18 protein-coding genes are annotated in these 21,883 nt (G+C 73.3%); 5 read left to right on the forward strand and 13 right to left on the reverse strand.

The window, feature by feature from the left end:
* Positions 1 to 24 precede the first annotated feature (24 nt).
* From V1633_RS31795 to V1633_RS31830, 8 genes are all read right to left on the reverse strand, one after another.
* On the reverse strand, positions 25 to 1,206 hold the full coding sequence (locus tag V1633_RS31795; protein ID WP_331218011.1) for a phosphotransferase: 1,182 nt from the start codon (positions 1,204 to 1,206) through the stop codon (positions 25 to 27).
* A gap of 279 nt (positions 1,207 to 1,485) precedes the next feature.
* Positions 1,486 to 1,644, reverse strand: a complete 159-nt coding sequence (locus V1633_RS31800) for a hypothetical protein (protein WP_331218012.1) — start codon at positions 1,642 to 1,644, stop codon at positions 1,486 to 1,488.
* A 244-nt stretch (positions 1,645 to 1,888) separates the two neighbouring features.
* Positions 1,889 to 2,512 (reverse strand): TetR/AcrR family transcriptional regulator, encoded by a 624-nt coding sequence (locus V1633_RS31805; RefSeq protein ID WP_331218013.1) that lies wholly within the window; start codon positions 2,510 to 2,512, stop codon positions 1,889 to 1,891.
* A 287-nt stretch (positions 2,513 to 2,799) separates the two neighbouring features.
* Positions 2,800 to 3,696, reverse strand: coding sequence for an ABC transporter ATP-binding protein (locus V1633_RS31810; protein ID WP_331218014.1), 897 nt, complete (start codon positions 3,694 to 3,696; stop codon positions 2,800 to 2,802).
* 16 nt (positions 3,697 to 3,712) lie between these two features.
* Positions 3,713 to 4,516 (reverse strand): hypothetical protein, encoded by an 804-nt coding sequence (locus V1633_RS31815; RefSeq protein ID WP_331218015.1) that lies wholly within the window; start codon positions 4,514 to 4,516, stop codon positions 3,713 to 3,715.
* Positions 4,513 to 5,193 (reverse strand): hypothetical protein, encoded by a 681-nt coding sequence (locus V1633_RS31820; protein WP_331218016.1) that lies wholly within the window; start codon positions 5,191 to 5,193, stop codon positions 4,513 to 4,515. The genes V1633_RS31815 and V1633_RS31820 overlap by 4 nt, the downstream gene beginning before the upstream one ends.
* Before the next feature lie 103 nt (positions 5,194 to 5,296).
* Entirely contained in the window at positions 5,297 to 6,256 is a 960-nt protein-coding gene (locus V1633_RS31825; protein ID WP_331218017.1) for a zf-HC2 domain-containing protein, read from the reverse strand.
* Positions 6,253 to 6,882 (reverse strand): RNA polymerase sigma factor, encoded by a 630-nt coding sequence (locus V1633_RS31830; RefSeq protein WP_331218018.1) that lies wholly within the window; start codon positions 6,880 to 6,882, stop codon positions 6,253 to 6,255. Before V1633_RS31830 ends, V1633_RS31825 begins: the two co-directional genes overlap by 4 nt.
* A gap of 182 nt (positions 6,883 to 7,064) precedes the next feature.
* Between V1633_RS31830 and V1633_RS31835 the strand changes: the two genes are divergently transcribed.
* The 5 genes from V1633_RS31835 to V1633_RS31855 all read left to right on the forward strand — a co-directional run bounded on the left by V1633_RS31835 (position 7,065) and on the right by V1633_RS31855 (position 16,505).
* The gene (locus tag V1633_RS31835) at positions 7,065 to 8,426 is read left to right on the forward strand and encodes an asparaginase (RefSeq protein ID WP_331218019.1); all 1,362 of its coding nucleotides are present in this window, start codon (positions 7,065 to 7,067) and stop codon (positions 8,424 to 8,426) included.
* A 154-nt stretch (positions 8,427 to 8,580) separates the two neighbouring features.
* Positions 8,581 to 9,462: an AfsR/SARP family transcriptional regulator gene (locus tag V1633_RS31840; RefSeq protein ID WP_331218020.1), complete on the forward strand. Its 882-nt coding sequence runs from the start codon at positions 8,581 to 8,583 to the stop codon at positions 9,460 to 9,462.
* A 473-nt stretch (positions 9,463 to 9,935) separates the two neighbouring features.
* Entirely contained in the window at positions 9,936 to 12,998 is a 3,063-nt protein-coding gene (locus tag V1633_RS31845; protein ID WP_331218021.1) for an AfsR/SARP family transcriptional regulator, read from the forward strand.
* Between the two features lie 42 nt (positions 12,999 to 13,040).
* Positions 13,041 to 14,405 carry a TrpB-like pyridoxal phosphate-dependent enzyme gene (locus V1633_RS31850; protein ID WP_331218022.1) on the forward strand — a complete coding sequence of 455 codons (1,365 nt, stop codon included), beginning with the start codon at positions 13,041 to 13,043 and terminating at the stop codon, positions 14,403 to 14,405.
* 54 nt (positions 14,406 to 14,459) lie between these two features.
* The gene (locus tag V1633_RS31855; protein WP_331218023.1) at positions 14,460 to 16,505 is read left to right on the forward strand and encodes a hypothetical protein; all 2,046 of its coding nucleotides are present in this window, start codon (positions 14,460 to 14,462) and stop codon (positions 16,503 to 16,505) included.
* Here the strand turns inward: V1633_RS31855 and V1633_RS31860 are convergent.
* From V1633_RS31860 to V1633_RS31880, 5 genes are read right to left on the reverse strand one after another with little or no spacing between them, the layout of a single operon-like run.
* A complete protein-coding gene (locus V1633_RS31860) occupies positions 16,486 to 19,050 on the reverse strand; it encodes a DUF6493 family protein (RefSeq protein WP_331218024.1) in 2,565 nt (854 codons plus the stop codon). The genes V1633_RS31855 and V1633_RS31860 overlap by 20 nt on opposite strands.
* Positions 19,047 to 20,405, reverse strand: a complete 1,359-nt coding sequence (locus V1633_RS31865; RefSeq protein WP_331218025.1) for an SWIM zinc finger family protein — start codon at positions 20,403 to 20,405, stop codon at positions 19,047 to 19,049. The genes V1633_RS31860 and V1633_RS31865 overlap by 4 nt, the downstream gene beginning before the upstream one ends.
* 48 nt (positions 20,406 to 20,453) lie before the next feature.
* A complete protein-coding gene (locus tag V1633_RS31870; protein WP_331218026.1) occupies positions 20,454 to 20,861 on the reverse strand; it encodes a VOC family protein in 408 nt (135 codons plus the stop codon).
* Positions 20,858 to 21,382: an SRPBCC family protein gene (locus V1633_RS31875; RefSeq protein WP_331218027.1), complete on the reverse strand. Its 525-nt coding sequence runs from the start codon at positions 21,380 to 21,382 to the stop codon at positions 20,858 to 20,860. The genes V1633_RS31870 and V1633_RS31875 overlap by 4 nt, the downstream gene beginning before the upstream one ends.
* On the reverse strand, positions 21,379 to 21,762 hold the full coding sequence (locus V1633_RS31880) for an ArsR/SmtB family transcription factor (protein WP_407952140.1): 384 nt from the start codon (positions 21,760 to 21,762) through the stop codon (positions 21,379 to 21,381). Before V1633_RS31880 ends, V1633_RS31875 begins: the two co-directional genes overlap by 4 nt.
* Positions 21,763 to 21,883 lie beyond the last annotated feature (121 nt).

Here is a 21,883-nt window from a genome sequence, read left to right on the forward strand (position 1 = left end):
GACGTGTTGGCGGTCAGATCGGGGTCACGAGCGGGTCATGACGGCGACGTCGAGAAGTCGCTCCAGGGTGGACCGCGTCGGCAGGTGGGACAGCAGGTGGGTCACGCTGCGGTCCGCGTACCGTCGATCTTCCGGGTCGCGGGCCGCCAGGGCGTACCGGACCTGCCCGGACACGTAGTTCGCGAGGCTGGTGACCGCACCGCGGAACATCGTCAGGTCCAGGTCGGGAAGGGTGCCGGCGATGTCCCGGTACCCGTCGACCAGGGCCCGCGCGCCGACGGTGTTCACCCCGCCACCGGGCTCGACGGTCCAGTCCAGTAGTCCGTTGGCGAGTTCCCAGCTCGGTGGCTGGCCCCCGGCGTGTTCCCAGCCGGTGACGATGAGTCGACCGTTCGCACCGCGCCGTACGCTCGCCGGGCCCAGCGTGTTGTGGCACAGCACCGGCGCCGGTGGTGCCGGGGCGTCCGCTCCGATCAGTTCCAGATCCACCAGGGTGGGCACCGCCTCGGTGAGCAGGGGCGCCCAGCGGGCGGACCGGGCCGTCGCGGTCGCCGCGAGTTCCGGCCACCCCGCCTCGGTGAGCCGCATCCGGTGCCAGGGACTGATCCGGTCCACCGGCAGCGCGAGGTTGTGGATCGTGGCGAGGATCGCGCCCACCTCGCGGGTGACCGTCGAACTCGCCGGGGCGGACAGCGGCGGTCCGGAGTGCAGCCACTCGTGGACCCGCCAGGTGTGCCCGCCGATGGTCTCCACGACCCGTCCGGACCGACTGCGCACCGGGGCCGGGAGCAGTACGCCGGCGGCGGCGACGGCCTCCTGCAGCGCGACGTCGGTCTCGGCGTCGACGATGGGCCACCAGGTGTCCATGGTCCGGACCGCCCAGCGGCCCCGGTCGGTCTCCAGCGACCACCTGCGGCCGGTGTCGTCGGGGCGGGCCACCGCCCGCATCTCCGCGACCACCTCGCCCAGTCCGTAGCGGTCCGCGACGGCACGCGCGAGTGCCGGGTCGGCGACGTCGGCCCGGCCGCGCTGACGGTCGACCTCCGCCTTCAACTCGGTCCAGGTACGGAAGCCGTACTGGTTGGCCAGTGAGGTCTGCGCGTCGGCCAGCGACGCCGTCGGATCGACGTCGCGCAGTCCGGACAGGAGTTCCTTGGCCTGCTGACGCAGGTGGTCGAGGTGAGGATTGTCGGGCAGGGTCTTCACGGAGCACCTCGCTCTACGCCCGGACTCGCACGGGCGGATCAGAGCTTCGGCATCCGTCGCTCACATCGGAAGCGAGGGGTGGCTTCAAGCCTTCCGGCGAGTCTCGGCGCGATCCCCACGCGCTACCGACGAGGGTAGTCCGTCGTCACCGACCGCTGTCAAGTGCGCCCCTCGGACCCTGCGACGCGTGCGAGCGGGCCTGCCGAGACCTGCTGGCCACCATCAGTTGAGCACCAGCGGGCGGCGCCGGCATCCTGGTGGCCGGCACCGCCCGCGGTGTCACCGCTTCGCCTTCTGCTTGGCCATCTGGGGCTGTTCGCCCTTGCCGACCTTGCGTAGCGCCTCGCGCAGTTGCTCCTCGGTCATCTTGGAGTTGCCCTCGATGCCCGAGTTGTGGGCCTGCTGGCGAAGCTCGTGCAACTGTTCTCGATCACCCATGTCGACCTCCCCGAGATGCGGCGCGGGCGGCTCCGCGCCACTATCGCCCATCGCCTTCCCCTCGGCGGGGGACACAAACGGCGACAGCCAGCGCCCTGTTCCGGGTTTGCCGGCACTGCGGGTGATCCTCCGGAACCCGCGCTGTCGGGCTCCACCCGAACCTCCTTGAGGTCGTTCAGGCAATCAAACCCTTCGACGCGGACGCCGGGGGTCAGGTCCCGCATCGGACATCCGGCGCGCCGGGTCAGCTTGCCGAGTCGACGGGTGCGGGACCGAGCAGGACGTTTAGTTGGGCGTCGAGCACCGCAAGCGCGGCCTTGGACGGGTACTGTCCGCTGACGATGTAGGTGCCGAGTCCCTCCACGGTGGCCAGTAGCGCGGTCGCCGCGTGCAGCGGGTCGGTTCCGGTCGGCGGTGGCGGGCCGGCGGCCCGGATGACGCGTACCTGCTCGGCGATCCACTGGTGCATGAGGTTGTTGTCCCGGCCGAGGGCGGCGGCGACCGCCGGGCGTACCGCCGCGTAGGCGAGGAAGGCGAGGGCCACCCGGCCGTCGAGTTGTTGTTGCTGGTCGAGGGGGAGCAGCGCGACGAGCAGGGCACGCAGTCGGGCCCGGGGGGACGCGGACTCGCCGAGGGCCTGTTCGGCGGCGGCGATCCGGGCCTGGGCGTTGTCCCGGACCACCTCCATGGCGAAGGCCATCATCTCGTCCTTCGTGCGGAAATAGTGCTGCACCATGCCGGAGGAGACGCCGGCCTCGGCGGCGACGTGCCGCAGGCTCACCTCCTCCAGCCCACGGTCGGCCGCGATCCGCAGCAGCGCCTCGGCGATCAGCGCCCGCCGCGCCTGGTGATCCACTTTCTTCGGCATCCCACCCATGCTTTCACAGTGCAGTCGCATTGACACGTACCCGGCCCGAGTTTTGCATTTCAGTCGCAATGCAAAACGCCACTCTCGGGCGGATCGTATCGAAGTGACCGGAACGCCCCGGGCCGCCGACCGGCGGGACCACCGTGTCCCGTCCGGCCGGCGAGCTGGCGATAAAGGCTTCCGGCCTGGTCAAGCGGTTCGGCGACGGCACCGCCCTCGACGGGGTGGACCTCGCGGTACGGGCGGCTCGGTGCTCGGCGTCCTCGTTCCCGCCCGACCCGGACGACCTACCGGGCCGGTGTGTCAGCCGACGGGGCCGCGACGCCGCGCTGCATCAGGGCGACGTAACCGTCCTCGAGAGAGGGTGCGGTCGGCTGGGCGTCGGCGCCGGGCCGGGTCGGACTGACCACCCGGTAGTGGGTGCCGTCGGTCCGGCTGACCGCCGACACCACCACCCCGGCCGGCGGCGGCGCGCCGACTCCGGTCACCACCTCCCAGGTGGCGCCCTCCCCGACCCGCACCAGGTCGGCGACGGTACCGGTGTAGACGACCCGGCCGGCGGCCATCACCGCGGCGTGCTGGCAGGTCTGCGCCACGTCCTCGACGATGTGCGTGCTGAGCAGCACGGTACGGTGCCCGCCCAGCCCGGCCAGCAGGGTCCGGAACCGGACCCGTTCCTCCGGGTCGAGGCCGGCGGTCGGTTCGTCGACCACGATCAGGGCGGGGTCGCCGAGCAGTGCCTGCGCGATGCCGACCCGGCGGCGCATCCCGCCGGAGAAGCCCTTCATCCGTCGACCGGCCACGTCGCCGAGCGCGACGAGTTCCAGCAGTTCGTCGACCTGGGACCGGCGGGCCCGGGTGTCGTCCAGCCCCTTGAGCAGGCCGACGTAGTCGAGGAACTCCCTCGGTGTCAGGTCGGGGTAGAGACCGAGGTCCTGCGGCAGGTAGCCGAGCCGTCGTTGCACGGCGAGCCGGCCGGCCCCGGTGCTCAGGTCGTGCCCGCCGACCCGGACCTGTCCCGAACCCGGCGGCAGTACGCCGGCCAGGATCCGCATCAGGGTGGTCTTGCCGGCGCCGTTCGCACCGAGCAGCCCGTACATGCCGCCGGGGATGGTGAGGTCGACCGAGTGCAGCGCGGTGACCCTGCCGAACCGCCGACCCAACTGACTGATCTGGATGTCCATGTCGAGACAGACCCTTCTAAACGGCGGTACGACGACGGCGACCGAGCACGATGCCGGCCACCAGCACCGGCAGCAGACCGAACAGGACCAGCAGGAGCACGCTGGAGAGCGCGGCGATGCCGTCCGGCTCCGGTCGGAGGAAGGACAGCCAACCGGGCATCCCGGCGTACATCTGCCACTCCCCGGTCAGCCAGCTCGCCGGATAGCCGCCGATCGGGGTGAGCAGGGTGCCGGTCAGCGACGGGAGGATCTCCGAACCCAGCATGTTGCCCCAGAACCAGTAGCCGACGAAGAGCACCCGGAACAGCGGCGCGGAGAGGACCAGCGGGCAGACCAGGGCGAACCCGGCGACAAATACCAGCCCGGGCAGCATCACCACGGCGAACGCCAGCACCGCCCAGCCGAGCAGCAGTGGATCGCCGCGGGACACGCTCTCGTATCCGCCGGCCACCAGCATCAGCAGGAACACCGGCAGGGCGGAGGCGGCGAGTCCGCCGAGGTACTTTCCGGCGAGAAGCCGGCCCGGGCCGACCGGCAGGCTCTCCAGCAGCGCGGCGGTCCGGAGCCGCCGGTCCCGGACGAGCCGGTCGGCCAGCACCATGCCGAAGCCGAGCGGGACCACGATCCCGAACAGCACCGCCCAGGTGGTCATCACCTCGGCGGGCGGGGTGTCCGCCGGCAGGTAGCGTGGCCCCTGGTCGCCCTGCATGGCGACGAAGAGGCCGCCGAGCAGCAGTGTGACCAACCAGAGCGACCGTTTGCGGGCCTGCATCCGGAACTCGTACCGGCTCACCGCGAGCAGTTCGGACACGCCGGTCACACCTCCTCCTCGGTCAGCAGCCGGTGGGGCCGGCGAAGCAGCAGGGCCACCACCGCGAAGATCAGCAGTCCGGAGCCGGTCAACGCCAGCCGGTTGGACCACCAGTCCGCGTCGACCCCGAACCGGACGGTGGTGAACAGGAAGAACGGCCGCGCCCAGTCAAGGGCCCCGATCGAGGCGGCGAAGAGCAGTTCGCCCAGCCACACCGTGGCGACCACCGTGGTGGCCAGCACGACACTGCGGCCGAGCATCCCGACCAGCACCGCCAGCCCGGTGAGCCAGACCGTCGGCGGCAACCAGACCAGCGTCGACGCCAGCGGGCCCGGCCCGGTCCACCACCCGGTCAGACCCAGAACCGCCGAGAAGAGCAGGGTGCAGACCGCACCGGCCAGGGCCAGGGCGCCGAGCCTGCGGCCGAGGGTGACGGCGTACCGGGTCGGCAGGGACAGCTGCAGCTCCCGACAGCCGTCCCGGGCCACCATGCTGACCGCGGCCATGCCGACGGCGAGCGGCAGCATGACCTCCGGCCCGGCGAGCAGCATCCGGCCGACCTGGGCCCTGGACGACCCGCCGTTGGCGGCGAGCAGGGCCAGTGCCACCCCGACCAGCAGGGCGGTCAACGGTGCGGCGAACACTGTCCAACCGGCCCGCCGGGCCTCGTACCGCCAGAGCGGCAAGCGTCTGTTCCGGACTTGCCGGATCAATTCGGCTTTCACAGTTATGAGTGTGTTGTTCCGAGCGAGTGGTTCAGTCGTTCGTCGGTGACCCAGGCCACAGTCGTCACCAGCCGTACGCCCTGCTGGCCCGGCCGGGCAGATGTGGTGAGAGCGCCACCGCCCCGGCCACCAGCAGTGCCGCGCCCGTCAGGACCGGTCCACTGGTCCGCCACAACGGCTCCACCACGTTCAGCACGGTGTGGTCGAGCGTGCCGGTGCCGGCGAGTGCCCGCAGCATCCAGAGCGCCATCGCGCCCGCGATCCCGACCGCCGGTCGCCACAGCACCGACAGTGCGAAACTCACCGCGGATAGCAGCGTGACCGGGCCGAGCCAGGCGACGAACAGCAGTGGTGGGCTGCTAGCCGCGTCGAACCAGCCCAGGCCGAGGGAGGCGACCGAGGCGGCACCGACGATCACCCCGAGCACCAGGCTGAGCCGGGCGAGCAGCACCGTGCGTACGCCGGTCGGGCTGGCCGCGACCACCTCGGCGGCCGGGTCGGTGCCGCTGCCGCAGGCACCCGCGATCGCCAACGCCGCGACCAGCGGCACCACCATGGCGAGCACCGTGCCGGAGATTCTGGACGGCGCCCAGGCGGCGAAACCGGTACCGAGCGCGAGCACCGCGCCGGCCACCGGCCAGACCCGCCGGTCGACCAGCCGCCACTGCCGGGCCAGGATCCGCACCGCGCGGGCACCGACCGCACCGCCCGGCACCGCCGCGTACCGGGGTAGCGCCACCGAACCGGTCGCGGCCGGTGTCGGGGGTTCCGACGACGCGGCCTGCCCGGCGGTTCGCGGCGCACCGTCCGCCGACAGCCGTGCGAGCACCGCGTCGAGCAGCCCCGACGGGGGTACGGCGACCGCCGCGACCCGGTCGGCGACCGCGGCCCCGATCCGCTGCCAGGAGGCGGCCTCGGCGGCACAGCCGGCACACCGGTCCAGGTGTCGGGCGACCTGCCGGGCGTCCTCGTCCGGCAGTGTTCCGGCGGCGAAGGACGCCAGCAGATCGGTCGGGTGTGTCATCGTCCCGTCCTCCTTCCCGAGGATCCGACGGATGCCGGGGACCCGGGCGGTGCCGGCGCTGTGGTTGACGTCGTCGGCGTCGCGGTCGACGGATCGGCCGGAAGCGCCCGGACGAGGCTGGCCCGGGCGTGGAAGAGGCGGCTCTTCACGGTGCCGACCGGGATGCCGAGTACCTCGGCGATCTCGGCCTGCGCCAGCCCGGCACCGAACGCGAGATCGAGCACCTCCCGGTGCCCGGACGGCAGTTCGGCCAGGGCGGCGGCCACCGCCCGGGCGTCGGCCCGGGCCAGCGCCACCGCCTCCGGTCCCGGCTCGGCGGACGGGATCCCGGCCGCCGCCTCGACCGGCACCGACACCGGATGACGTCCGGGTATCCGGTTCAGCGCCTGCCGGCGGCAGATGCCGAAGAGCCAGGTACGCACCGTCGACCGCCCCTCGAACGAGGTGGCGCCCCGCCACAGGGCCAGGAGGGTGTCCTGGACCGCCTCCTCGGCACGTCCCCGGTCGGCGAGCAGCCCCTCGGCGTACGCCAGCAACGCCCGGCCGTGCCGGGCGTACAACTCCGCGAAGGCCCGCTGGTCACCGGTGGCCACCCGGTGCAGCAACGGCCGGTCCCTGTCGTCCATCCTGCTCCTGGGTATCCCGGCGAGCCGCCGAGGTTCATCCTTCGGGGCCGGTTGTGTGACTGATCACAGCCCGGGCGCCCGGACGATCGGACGGGCCGGGCGAAGCCACCCATCCGGCGATGGCCGACGGTCGAGGAGTCCCGCGTCGGTTCCAGAGCACGATCACCAGTAATGATCTTGCAATGACACGGAAACGGCCGGCCCGGACGATGCCCGGAACCGCCGAATCCCCCACCCTGGAGGTCAGGTTGTCCAGTCTGAAGGATCAATGTCGGGCGGCCCCGCGCCGCGGTGTCGCCGTACTCGTCCCGCTCCTCGCCGCGGCGCTGACCGCGACCGTGGTCTCCGCCCTCGACCGCTCCCCCGCGCCGGAGGCGGTCGCCCTGCCGGCCACCAACGTCGCCGCGGTGACCGGACCGTCCGGCATCCGCAGCGTCGCCTACACCGAAGCGGTCAACCAGGCCAGAACCCGGGAACCCAGGGTCACGGTGATCGGCACCGGTGGCACCATCTCCGGTGTCGCCACCTCCCGGAGCAGCTACACCGACTACCGCTCCGGCCAGATCCCGATCGCCAGCCTGGTCGGGCAGCTCCAGCCGGAGATCGGCCAGGTCGCCGACGTCAGCACCGTCCAGTTCGGCAACAAGGGCTCCGGCGGCTACACCATCGCCGAGTTCCACGCCCTCACCCTCGCCGTCGAGAAGGCGCTCCGGGACTCGGACGGGGTGGTGGTCACCAGCGGCACCGACACCATGGAGGAGTTCGCGTACTGGCTGGACCTGACCGTGCAGAACCGCAAGCCGGTGGTACTGACCGGCGCGATGCGGCCCTGGGCGGCCGGTACCCCGGACGGGCCGCAGGTGATCGGCGCCGACGGACCCGCCAACCTCTACAACTCGATCGTGCTCGCGGCCAGCCAGTCGACGTACTGCTACGGCACGGTGCTGCTGCTCGGCGACGAGTTCCACGCCGCCCGCGACGTGACCAAGACCAGCGCGTACCGGATGGACACCTTCCAGACCCGGGAGTTCGGCGTACTGGGCTGGGTCGACGGACCGAACATCAAGGTCGGCCGGGCACCCGCCCGGGTCGACCACTGCGACTCGAAGCAGCACTGGATGACACCGTTCAACATGTCGAGGATCGCACCGACCGCGCTGCCCCGGGTGGAGGTCGTCTACGGCTACCAGCAGGCCGGCGGTGAGGCGATCACCGCGTTCGCGGACGCCGGGGTGAAGGGGATCGTCACCGCCGGGACCGGCGCCGGCGGGCTCTCGTCCGCGCAGAGCGCCGCCCGGGGCGCCGCGGCCGCGAAGGGCGTCGTCTTCGTCAGCACCACCCGCACCGGCTCCGGCTCGGTCTACGGCGGTGGCGGCAGCACACCGATCATCGCCGGCGACGACCTGCTGCCGCAGAAGGCGCGACTGCTGCTCCTGCTCAGCCTGGCCTTCGCGCCGAACGACGTACCGAAGGTGCGCGACTGGGTCGGCACGCTCGGCAACCCGGAGTGGGACACCACGCCCGAGGGCCATCCGAAGGACTGACCGACGTCCGGTGGGCCCACCAGGCCGGTCACGGTCGGCGGGCCCACCGGGCCAGGTCCCGCCCCCGCCCGCCGCACCCGCAGGCGGCGGGCCGGTGGCCGGCCGGAAGAACACTGGAAGGCGGACGGAAACCCGCGTCCCGCAGGCTGTGTCCATGTCAACGCTCCTGCTACGGAGTGAGCCGCGGCTACGCTTCGCGGTCCTCGGTCCCGTGCGGGTCTGGCGGGACGGCCGGCCGGTACGACTCAACGGAGTACGACCGAGGGCGCTACTCGCCGCCCTGCTGCTGCGACCCAACCGGGCGGTCCCACTGGACGCCCTCGTCGAGCTGCTCTGGGACCGTGACCCACCCGCGTCGGCGATCGCCAACCTGCGGACGTACGCGACCCGCCTGCGGACCGCCATCTGCGGTTCACCGGACGCCGGGCGGGACCGGCTCGTCACCGCTGGGGGCGGCTACCTGCTGCGGACCGGACCGCACGACGTGGACCTGCACGCGTTCACCGAACGACTCCGGCTGGGCCGGGCGGCACTCGCCGCAGGCGCTCCGGGGCCCGCCGCGACCCAACTGGGGGCGGCCCTGGCGCTGTGGCGGGGTGAACCGGCGAGTGACGTCCCCCGGACCCCGGCGTTCGCCTCCCGGCTGACCGCTCTCGACGAACTGCGCCAGATCGCGGTCGAATGCCATCTGCAGGCACGGCTCAACCTGGGTGGAGGTGCCGACCTCGTCGACGAACTCCGCCGGCTGACCCAGGCGCATCCGACCCGGGAGGCCCTCTGGGGACAACTGATGCTGGCGCACTACCGCTGCGGTGACGTGGCGACCGCGCTGGCCACGTACCAACGGGCCCAGGCCACCCTCCGGAGCCACCTCGGGCTGGATCCCGGGTCCGAACTGGTGGGTCTGCACCGGGCGATGCTGAGCCGCGATCCCCGACTCGATCCCAGGCCGGAGCGGTCGGGCCGGACCACCGTGGACGAGAACCTCCGGTACGTGCGGTGTCAGCACGTGGAACGGCACGTACGGCAGGCCTGAACCGACGATCCGGGCCGCCGCGCGCCCGGACCGCCCGCCGAGGCCACCGAACAGCCCCGACGGGCGGTCCGGTGGTCCGCCCGCGTCTTCCCCCGCCCGCACCCCCACATTTCCGCCGCCGCGTACCGCCCGCCACCCGGTGTGCGGTGCGCGCTGTTCCGTGCACGGCGCCGCTGATCGACGCTCCGCACCGCCGGCACCGTCGCGCCGCCCGGCGGCGCTGATGATCGACTCTGACGCTCGGCGAGCGCGCGGCTGCCCACCGCCACCTTCACGGCAGCGGTAACGGCGACACGCGAAAGTAGACCCGCGTACGCAACCTTCGGACACCCCCGATGGTCAACACTATGGTCGACGGCACACCCTGCCTGACGACCAGACCGAGCGCGGGTTCGCCACCTCCGCGACACCACGACGCGCCGACACACACCGGACGCTCATCGGAGGTACACGGAAGACCAATGGATCAGGTCATGGAATTTCGCGTGCTGGGTCCCGTGCAGGTGGAACACCACGGGTCTCCGGTCCACGTGGGAAGGCGTCGGGAACGCTGCCTGCTCGGGCTCCTGCTGCTGGAGGCGGGCCGGCCGGTCCCCATCCACCGGTTGGTCGACCTGTTGTGGCAGGGCGAGCCACCTGCCAACGCCACCGCCGTACTGAGCACGTACGTCTCCCGGTTGCGTACCGCGTTGAACACCGCCGGGGACCGGTACGGTGACGTACTCGTCCGACGCGGCGACGGGTACGCCATCGAGGTCCCGCCCGACTCGGTCGACGCCCACCGCTTCACCCGCCTCGTCGAACTGGCCCGGACCGCGACCGACGTGGAACGCGCCCGGCTGCTGCGCGAGGCACTCGCTCTCTGGCGTGGTACGCCGTTGGCCGACGCCGCCGAACCACTGCGCGCCCGGGTCTGCGCCGGGCTCGACCAACTGCGCCGGTCGGCGACGCTGCTGCGGATCGAGACGGATCTCGCCCTCGGCGGCCACGACACGGTGCTCGGCGAACTCGCCGAGCTGGCCGCGCGGGAGCCGTTGGACGAGGGACTCGCCGGGCACCTGATGCTCGCGCTCTACCGGTCGGGTCGGCGCCAGGACGCGCTGCGGACCTACCACCGGACCCGGCAACGACTCGCCGACGAGCTGGGGCTGGATCCCGGCGCCCCACTCAACCGGCTGGCCCAGGCGATCCTGCGCGGCGATCCCGGACTCGACCTGACGACGACCGCGACGGGCGGCAGCGGCCCGGCGACGGACACCGGTGGCGACGGCCCGGCCACCGACACCGGTGACCCGGTTCCGGTCACCCACACCGCCGGGCCCGGACCGACCACCACCGGCACCGGCGACGCCGGCTCATTCGCGGGCGACGGGCGGGGCGTGGCCGGCCGGACCGGCGGGGCGCCGCTGCCACGGGTCCCCGCACAACTTCCGTTGAACCTCGCCGTCTTCGCCGGTCGGCAGCGGGAACTCGACCAGCTCGACCACATCCTGCTGCCGAGCGGCGGCGAACCGGCCGGCGTGATGATCGCGGTGGTCTCCGGCACCGCCGGAGTCGGCAAGTCCACCCTGGCGGTGCACTGGGCACACCGGCGCGCCGACCGGTTCCCGGACGGCCAACTCCACGTCAACCTGCGAGGCTTCGATCCGAGCGGTTCCCGGGTGGAGCCGGGCCAGGCGATCCGCGGCCTCCTGACCGCGCTCGGTGCCGCTCCGCACCACATCCCCGCCGACCTGGCCGAGCAGGCCGCGCTCTACCGGAGCCTGCTCGCCGGCCGACGGGTGCTGATCATGCTGGACAACGCCGCCGACGCGGACCAGGTGCACCCACTGCTGCCCGGCACACCCGGCTGCGGGGTCATCGTGACCAGCCGGTACCGGCTCTCCGGACTGGTCGCCAGGGTCGGCGCCCACCCGGTCACGTTGGAACTGCCACCCGCCAACGAAGCTCGGCAACTGCTGGTCCAGCGACTCGGCCCGGGACGGGTGGCAGCGGAGCTGACGGCGGTGGACGAGATCATCGCGCACTGCGCCCGGCTGCCGCTGGCCCTGGCGGTCGCGGCCGCCCGGACCGCCGCCCAGCCCGGCTTCCCGTTACGGACCCTGGCGGAGCAGCTGCGGTCCACCGCCGGAGGGCTCGACGGGTTCGCCGACGGTGACCCCGGCACCGACGTACGGGCCGTCTTCTCGTGGTCGTACCAGAGGCTCACCGCGCCAGCGGCCCGACTGTTCCGGTTGCTCGGACTGCACCCCGGCCCGGACATCGGCACCGCCGCCGCGGCCAGCCTGGTCGGGCTCCCGCCACCGCAGGTACACCCCGCGCTCGCCGAGCTGACCCGGGCCAACCTGCTATCCGAACACGTCCCTGGCCGGTACGGCTGCCACGACCTGCTCCGCGCGTACGCCGCCGAACTGGCCCGGAAGCAGGAGCCGGCAGCGGAACGACGGGAGGCCGTACACCGGGTCCTCGACCACTACCTGCACTCCGCGCAGGCCGCCGCCAGACTCACCCATCCGCACCGGGACGCGATCGCGGTCGACCCGCCCCGGCCCGGGGTGACGGCGGAGTCGTTCGTCGACGCCGCCGACGCCCGGTGCTGGCTCACCGTCGAGCAGCCGGTGCTGCTCGCCTCCATCGGCCAGCGTTCCCCGGACACCGCCGGCGGCCACACCTGGCAGCTCGCCTGGACGATCGCGCCCTTCCTCGACGAGCACGGGCACTGGCCCGACCTGGTGGCCGTGCTGGAGAGCGCTCTGGCGGCGGTACGCGCCCGCGGTGACCGCCCCGGCCAGGCGTACGCGCTGCGGTACCTCGGCATCGCCTGTCTGCGCCTCGGACGGCACGACGACGCGGACGGGTACCTCCGGCAGGCGCTCGCCCGCTACGCGGAGTTGGACGACCACGTCGGTCAGGCACAGGTACACCACAACCTCGCGCTCGTACTGGAGCAGCGGACCCGGTTCCCGGAGGCGCTGCACCACGCGCAACAGGCCCTCGACCTGTTCGAAACCGTCGGGCACCGGATCGGCCAGGCCCGGGCGCTGAGCTCCGTCGGCTGGTGCCACGCCCTGAACGGCACACACGACCAGGCCCTCACCTGCTGCTACCGCGCCCTCGCCGACCAGCAGGAACTCGGGGACCGGCCGGCGGAGGCGCACACCTGGACCAGCCTCGGCTACGCCCACCACCACCTCGGCCAGTACCCGGACGCGATCGCCTGCCACCAGCGGGCCCTGGCGCTCTTCCGCGACCTCGGCAACCGCCCCGCCGTCGCGGACACCCTCGCCCACCTGGGCAACACGCTCCATGCGCACGGGCAGCTCGGAGCCGCCCGGCGGGCCTGGTTGGAGTCGGCGACCATCCTCGACGAGCTGCACCATCCGGCGGCCGGCGAGGTCCGGGACCGGCTGCGGCACACCTTCGCCGAGGCGGGGGCCAGCGGAACCCGCGGGTCGGCGGGCGATCCCGCGCGGACCACCGCGAAGCCGGCCGGCCCCGACCACGTCCGGCGGGCCGGCGAACCCCTGGCCGGGTGACATCGATGGACACGCCCGTCGCGTGACGGTCTAATTCGGCTCATGACCGAGCCGAGCAGGATCCTGCTGGACGAGGCGGAGCTGCCCCGTCGCTGGTACAACATCGTCGCCGACCTGCCCAGCCCACCGCCGCCGGTGCTGCATCCGGGCACCCTGCGACCGGTCGGACCGGACGACCTGGCGCCGCTGTTCCCGACGGCCCTCATCGAGCAGGAGGTCACCGACGATCGGTGGGTCGACATCCCGGAGGAGGTTCTCGACGTCTACCGACTGTGGCGGCCCTCGCCCCTGCACCGGGCGCACCGGCTGGAACGGGCGCTCGGCACCCCAGCCAAGATCTTCTACAAGTACGAGGGAGGATCACCCGCCGGGTCGCACAAGCCGAACACCGCCGTACCGCAGGCCCACTACAACGCGGCGGCCGGGATCCGGCGGCTGACCACCGAGACCGGCGCCGGCCAGTGGGGTACCGCCCTCGCCTTCGCCTGCTCCCAGTACGGGCTGGACTGCGAGGTGTGGCAGGTGCGGGCCTCGTACGACCAGAAGCCGTACCGCCGGATCATGATCGAGACGTTCGGGGGTGTGATCCACCCGTCCCCCTCGGAACTCACCGCGGCCGGCCGCGCCGTGCTCGCCGAGCACCCCGACTCCCCGGGTTCGCTGGGCATCGCCATCTCCGAGGCGGTGGAGGTGGCCGCCGGGCGGACGGACACCAACTACGCGCTGGGCAGCGTGCTCAACCACGTGCTGCTGCACCAGACGGTGATCGGCGAGGAGGCGATCGCCCAGCTCGCCAAGGTCGGACTCAGCCCGGATCTGGTGATCGGCTGCACCGGCGGCGGCTCCAACTTCGGCGGGCTGGCGTTCCCGTTCCTGCGGGAGAAGCTCGCCGGCCGGCTGGACGTGACGATCCGGGCCGTCGAACCGGCGAGTTGCCCATCCCTGACCAGGGGCGTCTACGCCTACGACTTCGGCGACACCGCCGGGCTGACCCCGCTGATGAAGATGCACACCCTGGGCCACGACTTCATTCCCGACCCGATCCACGCCGGCGGGTTGCGGTACCACGGCATGTCCCCGCTGCTCTCACACATCTACGAGCTGGGCCTGATCGAGGCGGTGGCGAAGACCCAACGGGAGTGTTTCGAGGCCGGGATCCGGTTCGCCCGTACCGAGGGGATCGTGCCGGCTCCCGAGCCGACCCACGCGCTGGCGGCGTGTGTGGAGGAGGCGTTGCGGTGTCGGGAGACCGGTGAGGAGAAGGTCATCCTGACCGCGCTCTGTGGACACGGTCACCTGGACCTCGCCGCGTACGGCGCCTACCTCGCCGGCGAACTGGTCGACCATGAGATCTCCGCGGAGCAGCTCGGCGCGTCGGTCGCCAACCTGCCGGTCGTACCCGGCTGACCGGGCCGGCCATCGAGCGGCGGTGGTGTCACAGACGGCTGTTACGGTGCGCGGGTGGCCCTGGTTGACGTTCTCGAGGACGACGAGCACCGGCCGGAGTACGGCACCCTGGTGGTGACCGACGCCTGGCCGGACCCCGGGGTCGAGGAGTTGCCGATGCTGGCCGGGATGCTGCGGCGGGGTGCGGTCGACACCCAACCGGCCGGGACCATCGCCTGCTCCGGTGACGGCTGGCTGGAGGCCCGGGCCACCGACGAGTACCACCGGGTGCGGTTCGAGGCACACGACTCGGTGCCGGGCGACGACCGCGACGACTGGCAGGACGTGGTCGAGCTGCCCTACCGCTGCCGGGGCGGGCGGGTCGGCCTGGGGACGGTCACCGGCAGCCACGTCGACCCGTCTCTCCCGCTCGGAGCGCCCGGCTTCTACCGGGTACGGCTGTCGCGGCGCCCGGCCGTCGAGGTCGGCGGCGACGTCTTCCGGCTCCAGTTCTGGCCCGACCGCGCCATCGGGCGCGGGGCGGGCCCCGCGCCGGACCGCTACGCGGGGCGCGACGACAACACCGGGCCGGATCCGCGCACCGGACCGGACCACGACGCCGGGCCGGGGTCCGGCGGGTGGCCGGCGCCGCCGCGTTGGTTGCGCCGGCACCGGCCGGTGCTGGTCGGGCCACCCCCGCCGGCCCTCGACACCCGCGTCGCGCTCGCCCGGTACCGGGTCTTCGCCACCGACCTGGTCACCATCGCCACCTGGGGAAACACCTCGGGCGAGGTGACCGCCTCGTGGACCGGCCTGGCCGAGAGCCTGCTCGTCTCCGTGGCACAGGTCCGGGAGACCGTCGACTGGGCCGTCGGACGTCGCGCACTCGCGGTCGACGGTGACCTCTCGACGGAACTGGTGACACTGCGGGCACTGCCCCGCGAGCCCGCCGTGCACCGGTACTCCGGGCCGCCGATGCGCGCGCCGACGCCGGGCCCGCCCTGGGACGGGTCGACACCACCACCTCGGCACGGGGAGCCCGGTGCGCCACCGTCGGTACCGGAACCCGGCATCCCGCCGCCGCGCGGGACCCACCGGACGTCGGCGTTTGTCCAACACGGAGTACGGGGAGCGGAGAGCGGACCGACAGGACCGGCGTCAACCCTGTCCCTCGCCGTCTTCGGGCAGTCCGCCCCGGAGCCGTACCTGCCGCCCTGGGGAGACCCGCCGTCCGCCGGTCTGGTCTCCCAGGACGGCAGGGTGACGGTGTGGCGGGACGGTGAACCGGTTGTTCTCGCCCGCTGGCGCCCGCCCCGACCCGACGAACGGATCTACCAGGCCCTCGAGACCCGGCACGGCGTCCTGCTCGCCGCGTCGTCCGCGACGGTGCTGGTGCGGCCGGACGGCCGGGTCGATCCGGTCGGCACCAAAAGCCTGTTCGGCGGTGCCCTCGCCGACGACGGGCGGCATTTCGGGTACGTCGAGCACCACGTCGGCCGGCACTCCTACCAGCGGCTGCACCTCGTCGACCTGGCCGACGGCACCCGGCACACGATGCCGGGTGACGACCGGCGGGCCGACCTGCGGTTGCTGGCCATCCGGGCCGGGGTCGTCCAGGTGAGCGGTGGTACGGCCGGCGGCGAGGTCCTGCGGTGGCGGCCGGGTCAGGCCCCGGAGCCGACCGGCCGACGACTACGGGCGGTCGACCCCCAGTCCGGCACGGCGCTGGCCACCGCCGACGACGAACCGGGCACGCTGGTCGTCCTGGCCGCCGACGGTCGGGTACACCGCCGGCTCCGGGTGGCCCCGGAGGTACGACTCGGGCCCGGCGGGCACTTTCTCTACGAGGTACGTCACCAGCCGCCCGGCCTGGTGCTGCACGATCTGACCGGGAAGCCGTCCGAGCCCCGGACGGTCTGGCTGCCGATCGGCGCGGGGGTCGGCGTACCCACCGCGCCCGTCTGGGAGAGCCCGAGCCGGTTGCTGGTCCGCGTCGACCACGGCGGTCAGCTCGACACCCGGCTGTTGCGGGTGGATCTCCACACCGGCGCATTCCAACGGGTCCCGTTACCACCGACGGCCGGCCACGACGTCCTGCCGGTCACACCCCTTCCCCGCTGACCTCGACCCGGTCCACCGCGGTGGCCAGCCGGCGCGCCTCGGTGACCAGCCGGCTCGATCCCCGCCGCGCGGCCACCTCGCCCAGCCCGGGAACCTCGATCCGGACCCCGGTCAGGGTCGCCGTCTCGGCGGCCAGCGAGAGCAGGTCGGGCGTCCCCCGTGGTGGCGCCGACCCGGCCAGCAGCACGGGCAGCGCGGCGGCGAGCAGGCGCCAGACGGTCAGCGGCGCCCCGGCGGTCGCCGCGTCCCGCAGCGGTTCGACCGCCCGGGTCAGGGTGAGCATCCCGGCCACGCCCAGCTCACCCACCTGCCGGCCGACGGCCTCGGCGTCGAGGTCACCGGCGGCGGCGAGGAGCAGCAGGGCGTCGAGGGCGGCGACCCGGTCCGTCGCGTGCCGGGCGCCGAGCCCGTACGCCAGGGCGAGGTCCAGGGCCGGCCCGCCCCGGCCGGTGCTCTCGGCCAGCAGCGGAAGCACCGCCGTCCCGCCCCGGAGGTCCAGGTCGGCGGCGCCGGCGATGTCCGGCAACGCGTACGCGGCGACCAGACCCCGGTAACCCGGGAGTACGGCGGGCCAGAGGACGGACCACGCGGAACAGTGCCCGTCGAGTCGGGCCCGACGTCCGGTGAGCAGCCGCAACGGATCCTCGAACCGCTCGGCTCCGGGGGTACGCGGGGGTTGGAGTTCGACGACCCGCCGCTGGGTCGGCCCACCGGACGAACCCGGGTGGTAGCCGACGAACCGGTGGAACGGCACCGTGACCGTACGGCACACCGGCTCGGGCACGCCGCCGCCACGCAGCCAGCCGGCGAGCCGGTCACCGGCCGGGGTACGCAACGCCGCCGCCCGCCCGGCCAGTCGCTCGTCGACGACCGGCGGCAGCCGCAGCAGGGCCTGGAGCAGATCCCAGCGTCCCGGGCTCGCGTCACCGAGCGCGGCGACCCGGTCGACCAGCACCGTCCCGTCGAGCGAACCGTTCGCCGCCGTCGGCGTCGCGAGCAGGGCGACACCGCCGCGCTGGTTGCCGAGCCGGGCGCCGAGTTCGGCGAGGCGTAGCCGGAGCAGCCAGTGTGGCGGCGCGACCCGCGGGTCCGGCGGATCCGCCCTGCGGAGCGCGGCGAGCAGACCCGACCAGCGGGCCCGCAGCGTACCGGCCTCCGGGGCGTCGACCGCGGACCGCAGTACACCGGCCAGGTGGCCGTGCAGACAGCATGGATCCCAGCCGTGTGCGGCCCGGCCGTCCGGGTGCCGGTCCAGCACCGGGGTCAGCGCCCGGGAGAGTCGGTGCCGGTCAGCTCCGGCGACCCGGACCACGCCCTCCAGCACCCGCTCCAGCGCCAGCGTGCCGAACTCGTCGCGGAGCAGGACGGCGACCTCCTCGGCCAACTCGTCCGGGTCGTCGATCGGTGCCGGTACGGCGGCCGGGGCCGGCGGAGGTGGCAGCTCGTCGCCCCGGCCGGTGAGTGCGGTCACCACGGTCGGCGTGACCCCGTGTCTCGCCGCCAGCGCGGCGGCCCGGTCGCGCAGCTCGGGTGCCGCATGATCGGCTCCCTCGGCGAGGACGGCGGCGATCTCGACGGCCCGGTCCGGACGCTGTCGGGCGAGCTGGTCCAGCCAGCCGAGTTGGGCCCGGACCAGTCCCTTCTCCGGTCGGGCCAGCACGGATCGGGCCGCCTCGAGCAGGCCCTCCAGTTCGAGGTCGGGCAGCCCACGGAGTGCCTGCTGGGCCATCGTGGCCACCGGACCCGGGCCGTCGGCGAGCAACCGCAGATAGTCGGCGGCCCGTGCCGCACGCTCGGTCGGTGTCGGCACGAGCAGGTTGTGCAGTACGACAAACGCGCGCAGGGCCGCCGGCCGGTCGCCCCGGACCAGCCGGTCGAGGCAGCCGCCCAGCAGTGCCGTACGGTCCAGCCGGCCCTCGGCGGCGAGCCGGGCCAGCGCCGCCGGCAGGGTGGTCTCCTCCTGCCCGGTGGTGCTCCGGAACGTCAGCCGGGTGCCGAGACCGTCGATCTCGAACAGCCGTGGCACCAGGGCGTCGAGGAACGGGTCGGCGCGGAGCCGGTCGGGCAGCGACAGCGCCCACTGGTCGTACCCCGGCCAGGCGAACGACGCGATCCATCCCTCGACGAACCGGTCGCCGGTCGGGGCCGCCGCGTTCTCGGCGACGACCAGGTGGGCGATGAACGACCAACTGAACCAGGGGTCCCGGGGCAGTCGGTCCGCGAGCCGGTGGGCCAGCTCGGGCAGCCAGTCGACGCCCCGGTGCCGGGCGACCGTGACGACGGGCGGCCCGGCCTCCGCGGGGAGGGAGACCGCCCGGCGGCCGAGGACCTCGGCGGCCCGCGCCGCGGTCGGCAGGCAGCCGACCACGGCGACGGCCAGGGCCGCCGCCTCGGCGCCGCCCCACCGGTTGTCCCGGAGTTTGCGGACCCAGGCGACGAGGTCGCCGCCGAGCTGTCGCCGCTGTGGCTCGGTCAGCCCGGTGACCACGGCCCGCACGTCGTCGACCGCACCCTTGTGGATCAGTTCGAACAGGTCGCCGGTCACGCCGGAACCTCCGGACCGTCCGCCGGGCGGTTCGCGGCGGCGCGGACCAGCAGCACGGCCAAAGCGTGCTTGCACGGGCCGCGCTGGCCCCGGTGGCCGGCCCACCAGGCGCAGGTGCAGCTCTGCCGACCGTCGGGCTGGGTGCGTACCCGGTAGGGCCCGTCGCCGCCACGGACGGTGGCCGCCGCGCCGTCGAGCTCGACCGCGTCTGTCGCGACCAGCGCCCGCGCCGCGACCAGGCGGGGGTTGTCCCGCTCGGCGCGCTCCGCGTGGTACGGCATCACCCGGTGGAAGTACGCCGCCTCGGAGACGTCGTAGCCGACCCGGCCGGCGGTGCCGAGCTGCGCCAGCGCGGCCCGGATCCGGTGGGTGTCGATCGCGGCGACGCGGGCGAGCGCGTCCACGTCGATGGTCGGATCCCACGAGAGCAGCGCGCTGACCAGCTCGGCGTCCTCGACCACGTGCTCGCCGGCGAGCGAGGTCAGCGCCGCTCCCTCGCCGGAGAAGCCACGGTAGGGCTCTGGTGAGAGGGTGAGCGACAGCCGCAGTTCACCGGTGTCCAGCTCCCAGGTGCTGGGCATGGCGGGTGAGCCGGCGACGACGGTCGGCCCGTACAGCCGGAGGGTCTTGGCGAACCGGACCAGACCGCGCAGCGCGGCGAGCCGGCCGGCACCGACGAGGCAGACCGCCCCCGGGGTCGGCCGGGCGGTCAGCCGCAGGGTACGGCCGGCCGGCACCACCCAGAACACCGAGCGGTCGGAGCCGGCGGCGGGGAGCCGGCGGAGGAACCCGGCGGCCTCGGTGGCGGACACCTCGGCCCGTGCCGCGAAGGTCGAGGACATCACGTGCACCTCGGCGAAGCCGCGCAGCCAGCGCTCGGGAAGCGGCACCTTCTTCTCCACCACCGCGCCGTCCAGGGTGGAGACCGTGAGGTCGTCGGGGCCGACGGCGAGGTGCAGCGGGTCGATACCGGCGACCCGGGCCAGCGCCTCCCGCAGCGGCGGGTTCACGTCGACGTTGGTGGTGCCGTGCCCGACGATCTCACCGTCGATCCCGGCCGGCAGGGCGTCGAGCCGGGCGTAGACGCCGCAGCAGCCGGAGAAGGACTCGAACCGGAGCCGGTCCCGACTGCCGGTCACCACCGGGTCGAGACTGCTCCGGTCGACCGGCCGGTGGTAGCGGGTGCGGGCGACCTCGGCGACGGCGAGCAGACCGGCGGCGGCCGGCCTGGGCGTGGTGAGGAACCCGGAGAAGAACCGGGGATTGGCCACCGGTCCGCCGCTGGTCTGCAACGCCAGCCCGTCGGGGCGCAGGGTGGAGGGTCTGAGGTACCGGTAGGTGGCGACGGCGGTCACGGCTGCGGATGTTATCCCGCCACCCCGACAACCGTCGGCTGTCGCCGGCTACCCCCGCAACGAGATCTGCTGTACGGCCCAGCCGTTGCCGTCCGGGTCGTTGAAGAAGACGAATCCGACGTTGTCCAGTGGTTCCGCGACCGGTCCCGGGTTCTCGCCCAGTACCTGGACGTCGCTGACCTGCACGCCGCGCTCGACGAGCTGGGCGTGTGCCTTGTGGATGTCCGGGACGACCAGTTGCAGGCCGCGCAGTGACCCGGGTGCCATGCCCGGGCCCATGCCCTGTCCGATGACCACCGAGCAGCCCGATCCGGGCGGGGTGAGTTGGACGATGCGGAGCCCGTCGTGGCCCCGGGTGTCGTGGTCGACGTGAAAGCCGAGCTGGTCGGCGTAGAAGGCCTTCGCGCGGTCCACGTCGGAGACGGGTACGACGACAACTTCCAGAGTCCAGTTCATGGTGCGGGTTCCTCTCCTGGGCGGTTGCCCTGATGGATGTGCGATTTTGCGAGTACCTGGTCGAGGCGGGCGTAGCTCTCGGTGACGCCGCGCGCCATGGGGTACCGCAGCACCCGGTCCCGCCCCTCCGGGGTGGCGTACCGGATGGTGCTGATCAACGTCGTGCCGCCATGGTTCTCGACGAGTCGGTGGCTGATCATGGTGTCGCCCGGGTACGACTGGTCGTCGTACCGCTCGGTGTAGACCAGCCGCTCGGCGGGCCGGATCACCTGGTAGACCCCGCTGTGCCCCATCCACGCTCCGGCCGGGCCACGGGACTCGAACCGCCAGGCCCCACCAACCCGCAGGTCGACCTCGCAGACGACAAGCTGCCAGCCCTGCGCCCCGAACCAGCGACGGAGCAGCTCGGGCCGGGTGAGTGCGTCGAAAACCAGCCGTCGGGGTGCGTCGAAGTCCCGGGTCAACACGATGTCCCGGTCGGTCGGTGTGGTCACCCGAACCGGTCTCGGAGCGCCGCTCACGACCGGCCGCTGGTAGGTCGGCCGGTCTCTTCCTCGGCCTGGAGCATGCCGAGCAGGTCGTCGAGGCGCTGGTAGCTCTCCTCCCAGTAGGCGCGGTAGTTCGCCAGCCAGTCGACGGCGGCCTTGAGCGGCCGGGCCTCGAGCCGGCACGGCCGGCGCTGCGCGTCCCGGCCCCGGGAGACCAGACCGGCGCGTTCCAGCACCTTGAGGTGTTTCGACACGGCCGGCTGGCTCATCCGGAACGGCGCGGCCAGCTCGGTCACGGTGGCCTCACCGGCCGCGAGCCGGGCCAGGATCGCCCGTCGGGTCGGATCGGCCAGGGCGGCGAAGGTCGCGTCCAGTTGATCGGGCGTCATCTCACCCGTCCCCTCCCGCTTCATACCGTGCGGTTATATAACCTGATGGTTTATATCCTTGTTCGGGCCGACTGTCAACAGGCACGGTCACCGCTGGGATCCACTCTCGCCCGGGCACCGTCCAGCAGGGACGGCGGCCCGGATC

The sequence above is a fragment of the Plantactinospora sonchi genome (genome assembly GCF_036422035.1).
GTDB classification, from domain to species: Bacteria; Actinomycetota; Actinomycetes; order Mycobacteriales; family Micromonosporaceae; genus Plantactinospora; species Plantactinospora sonchi.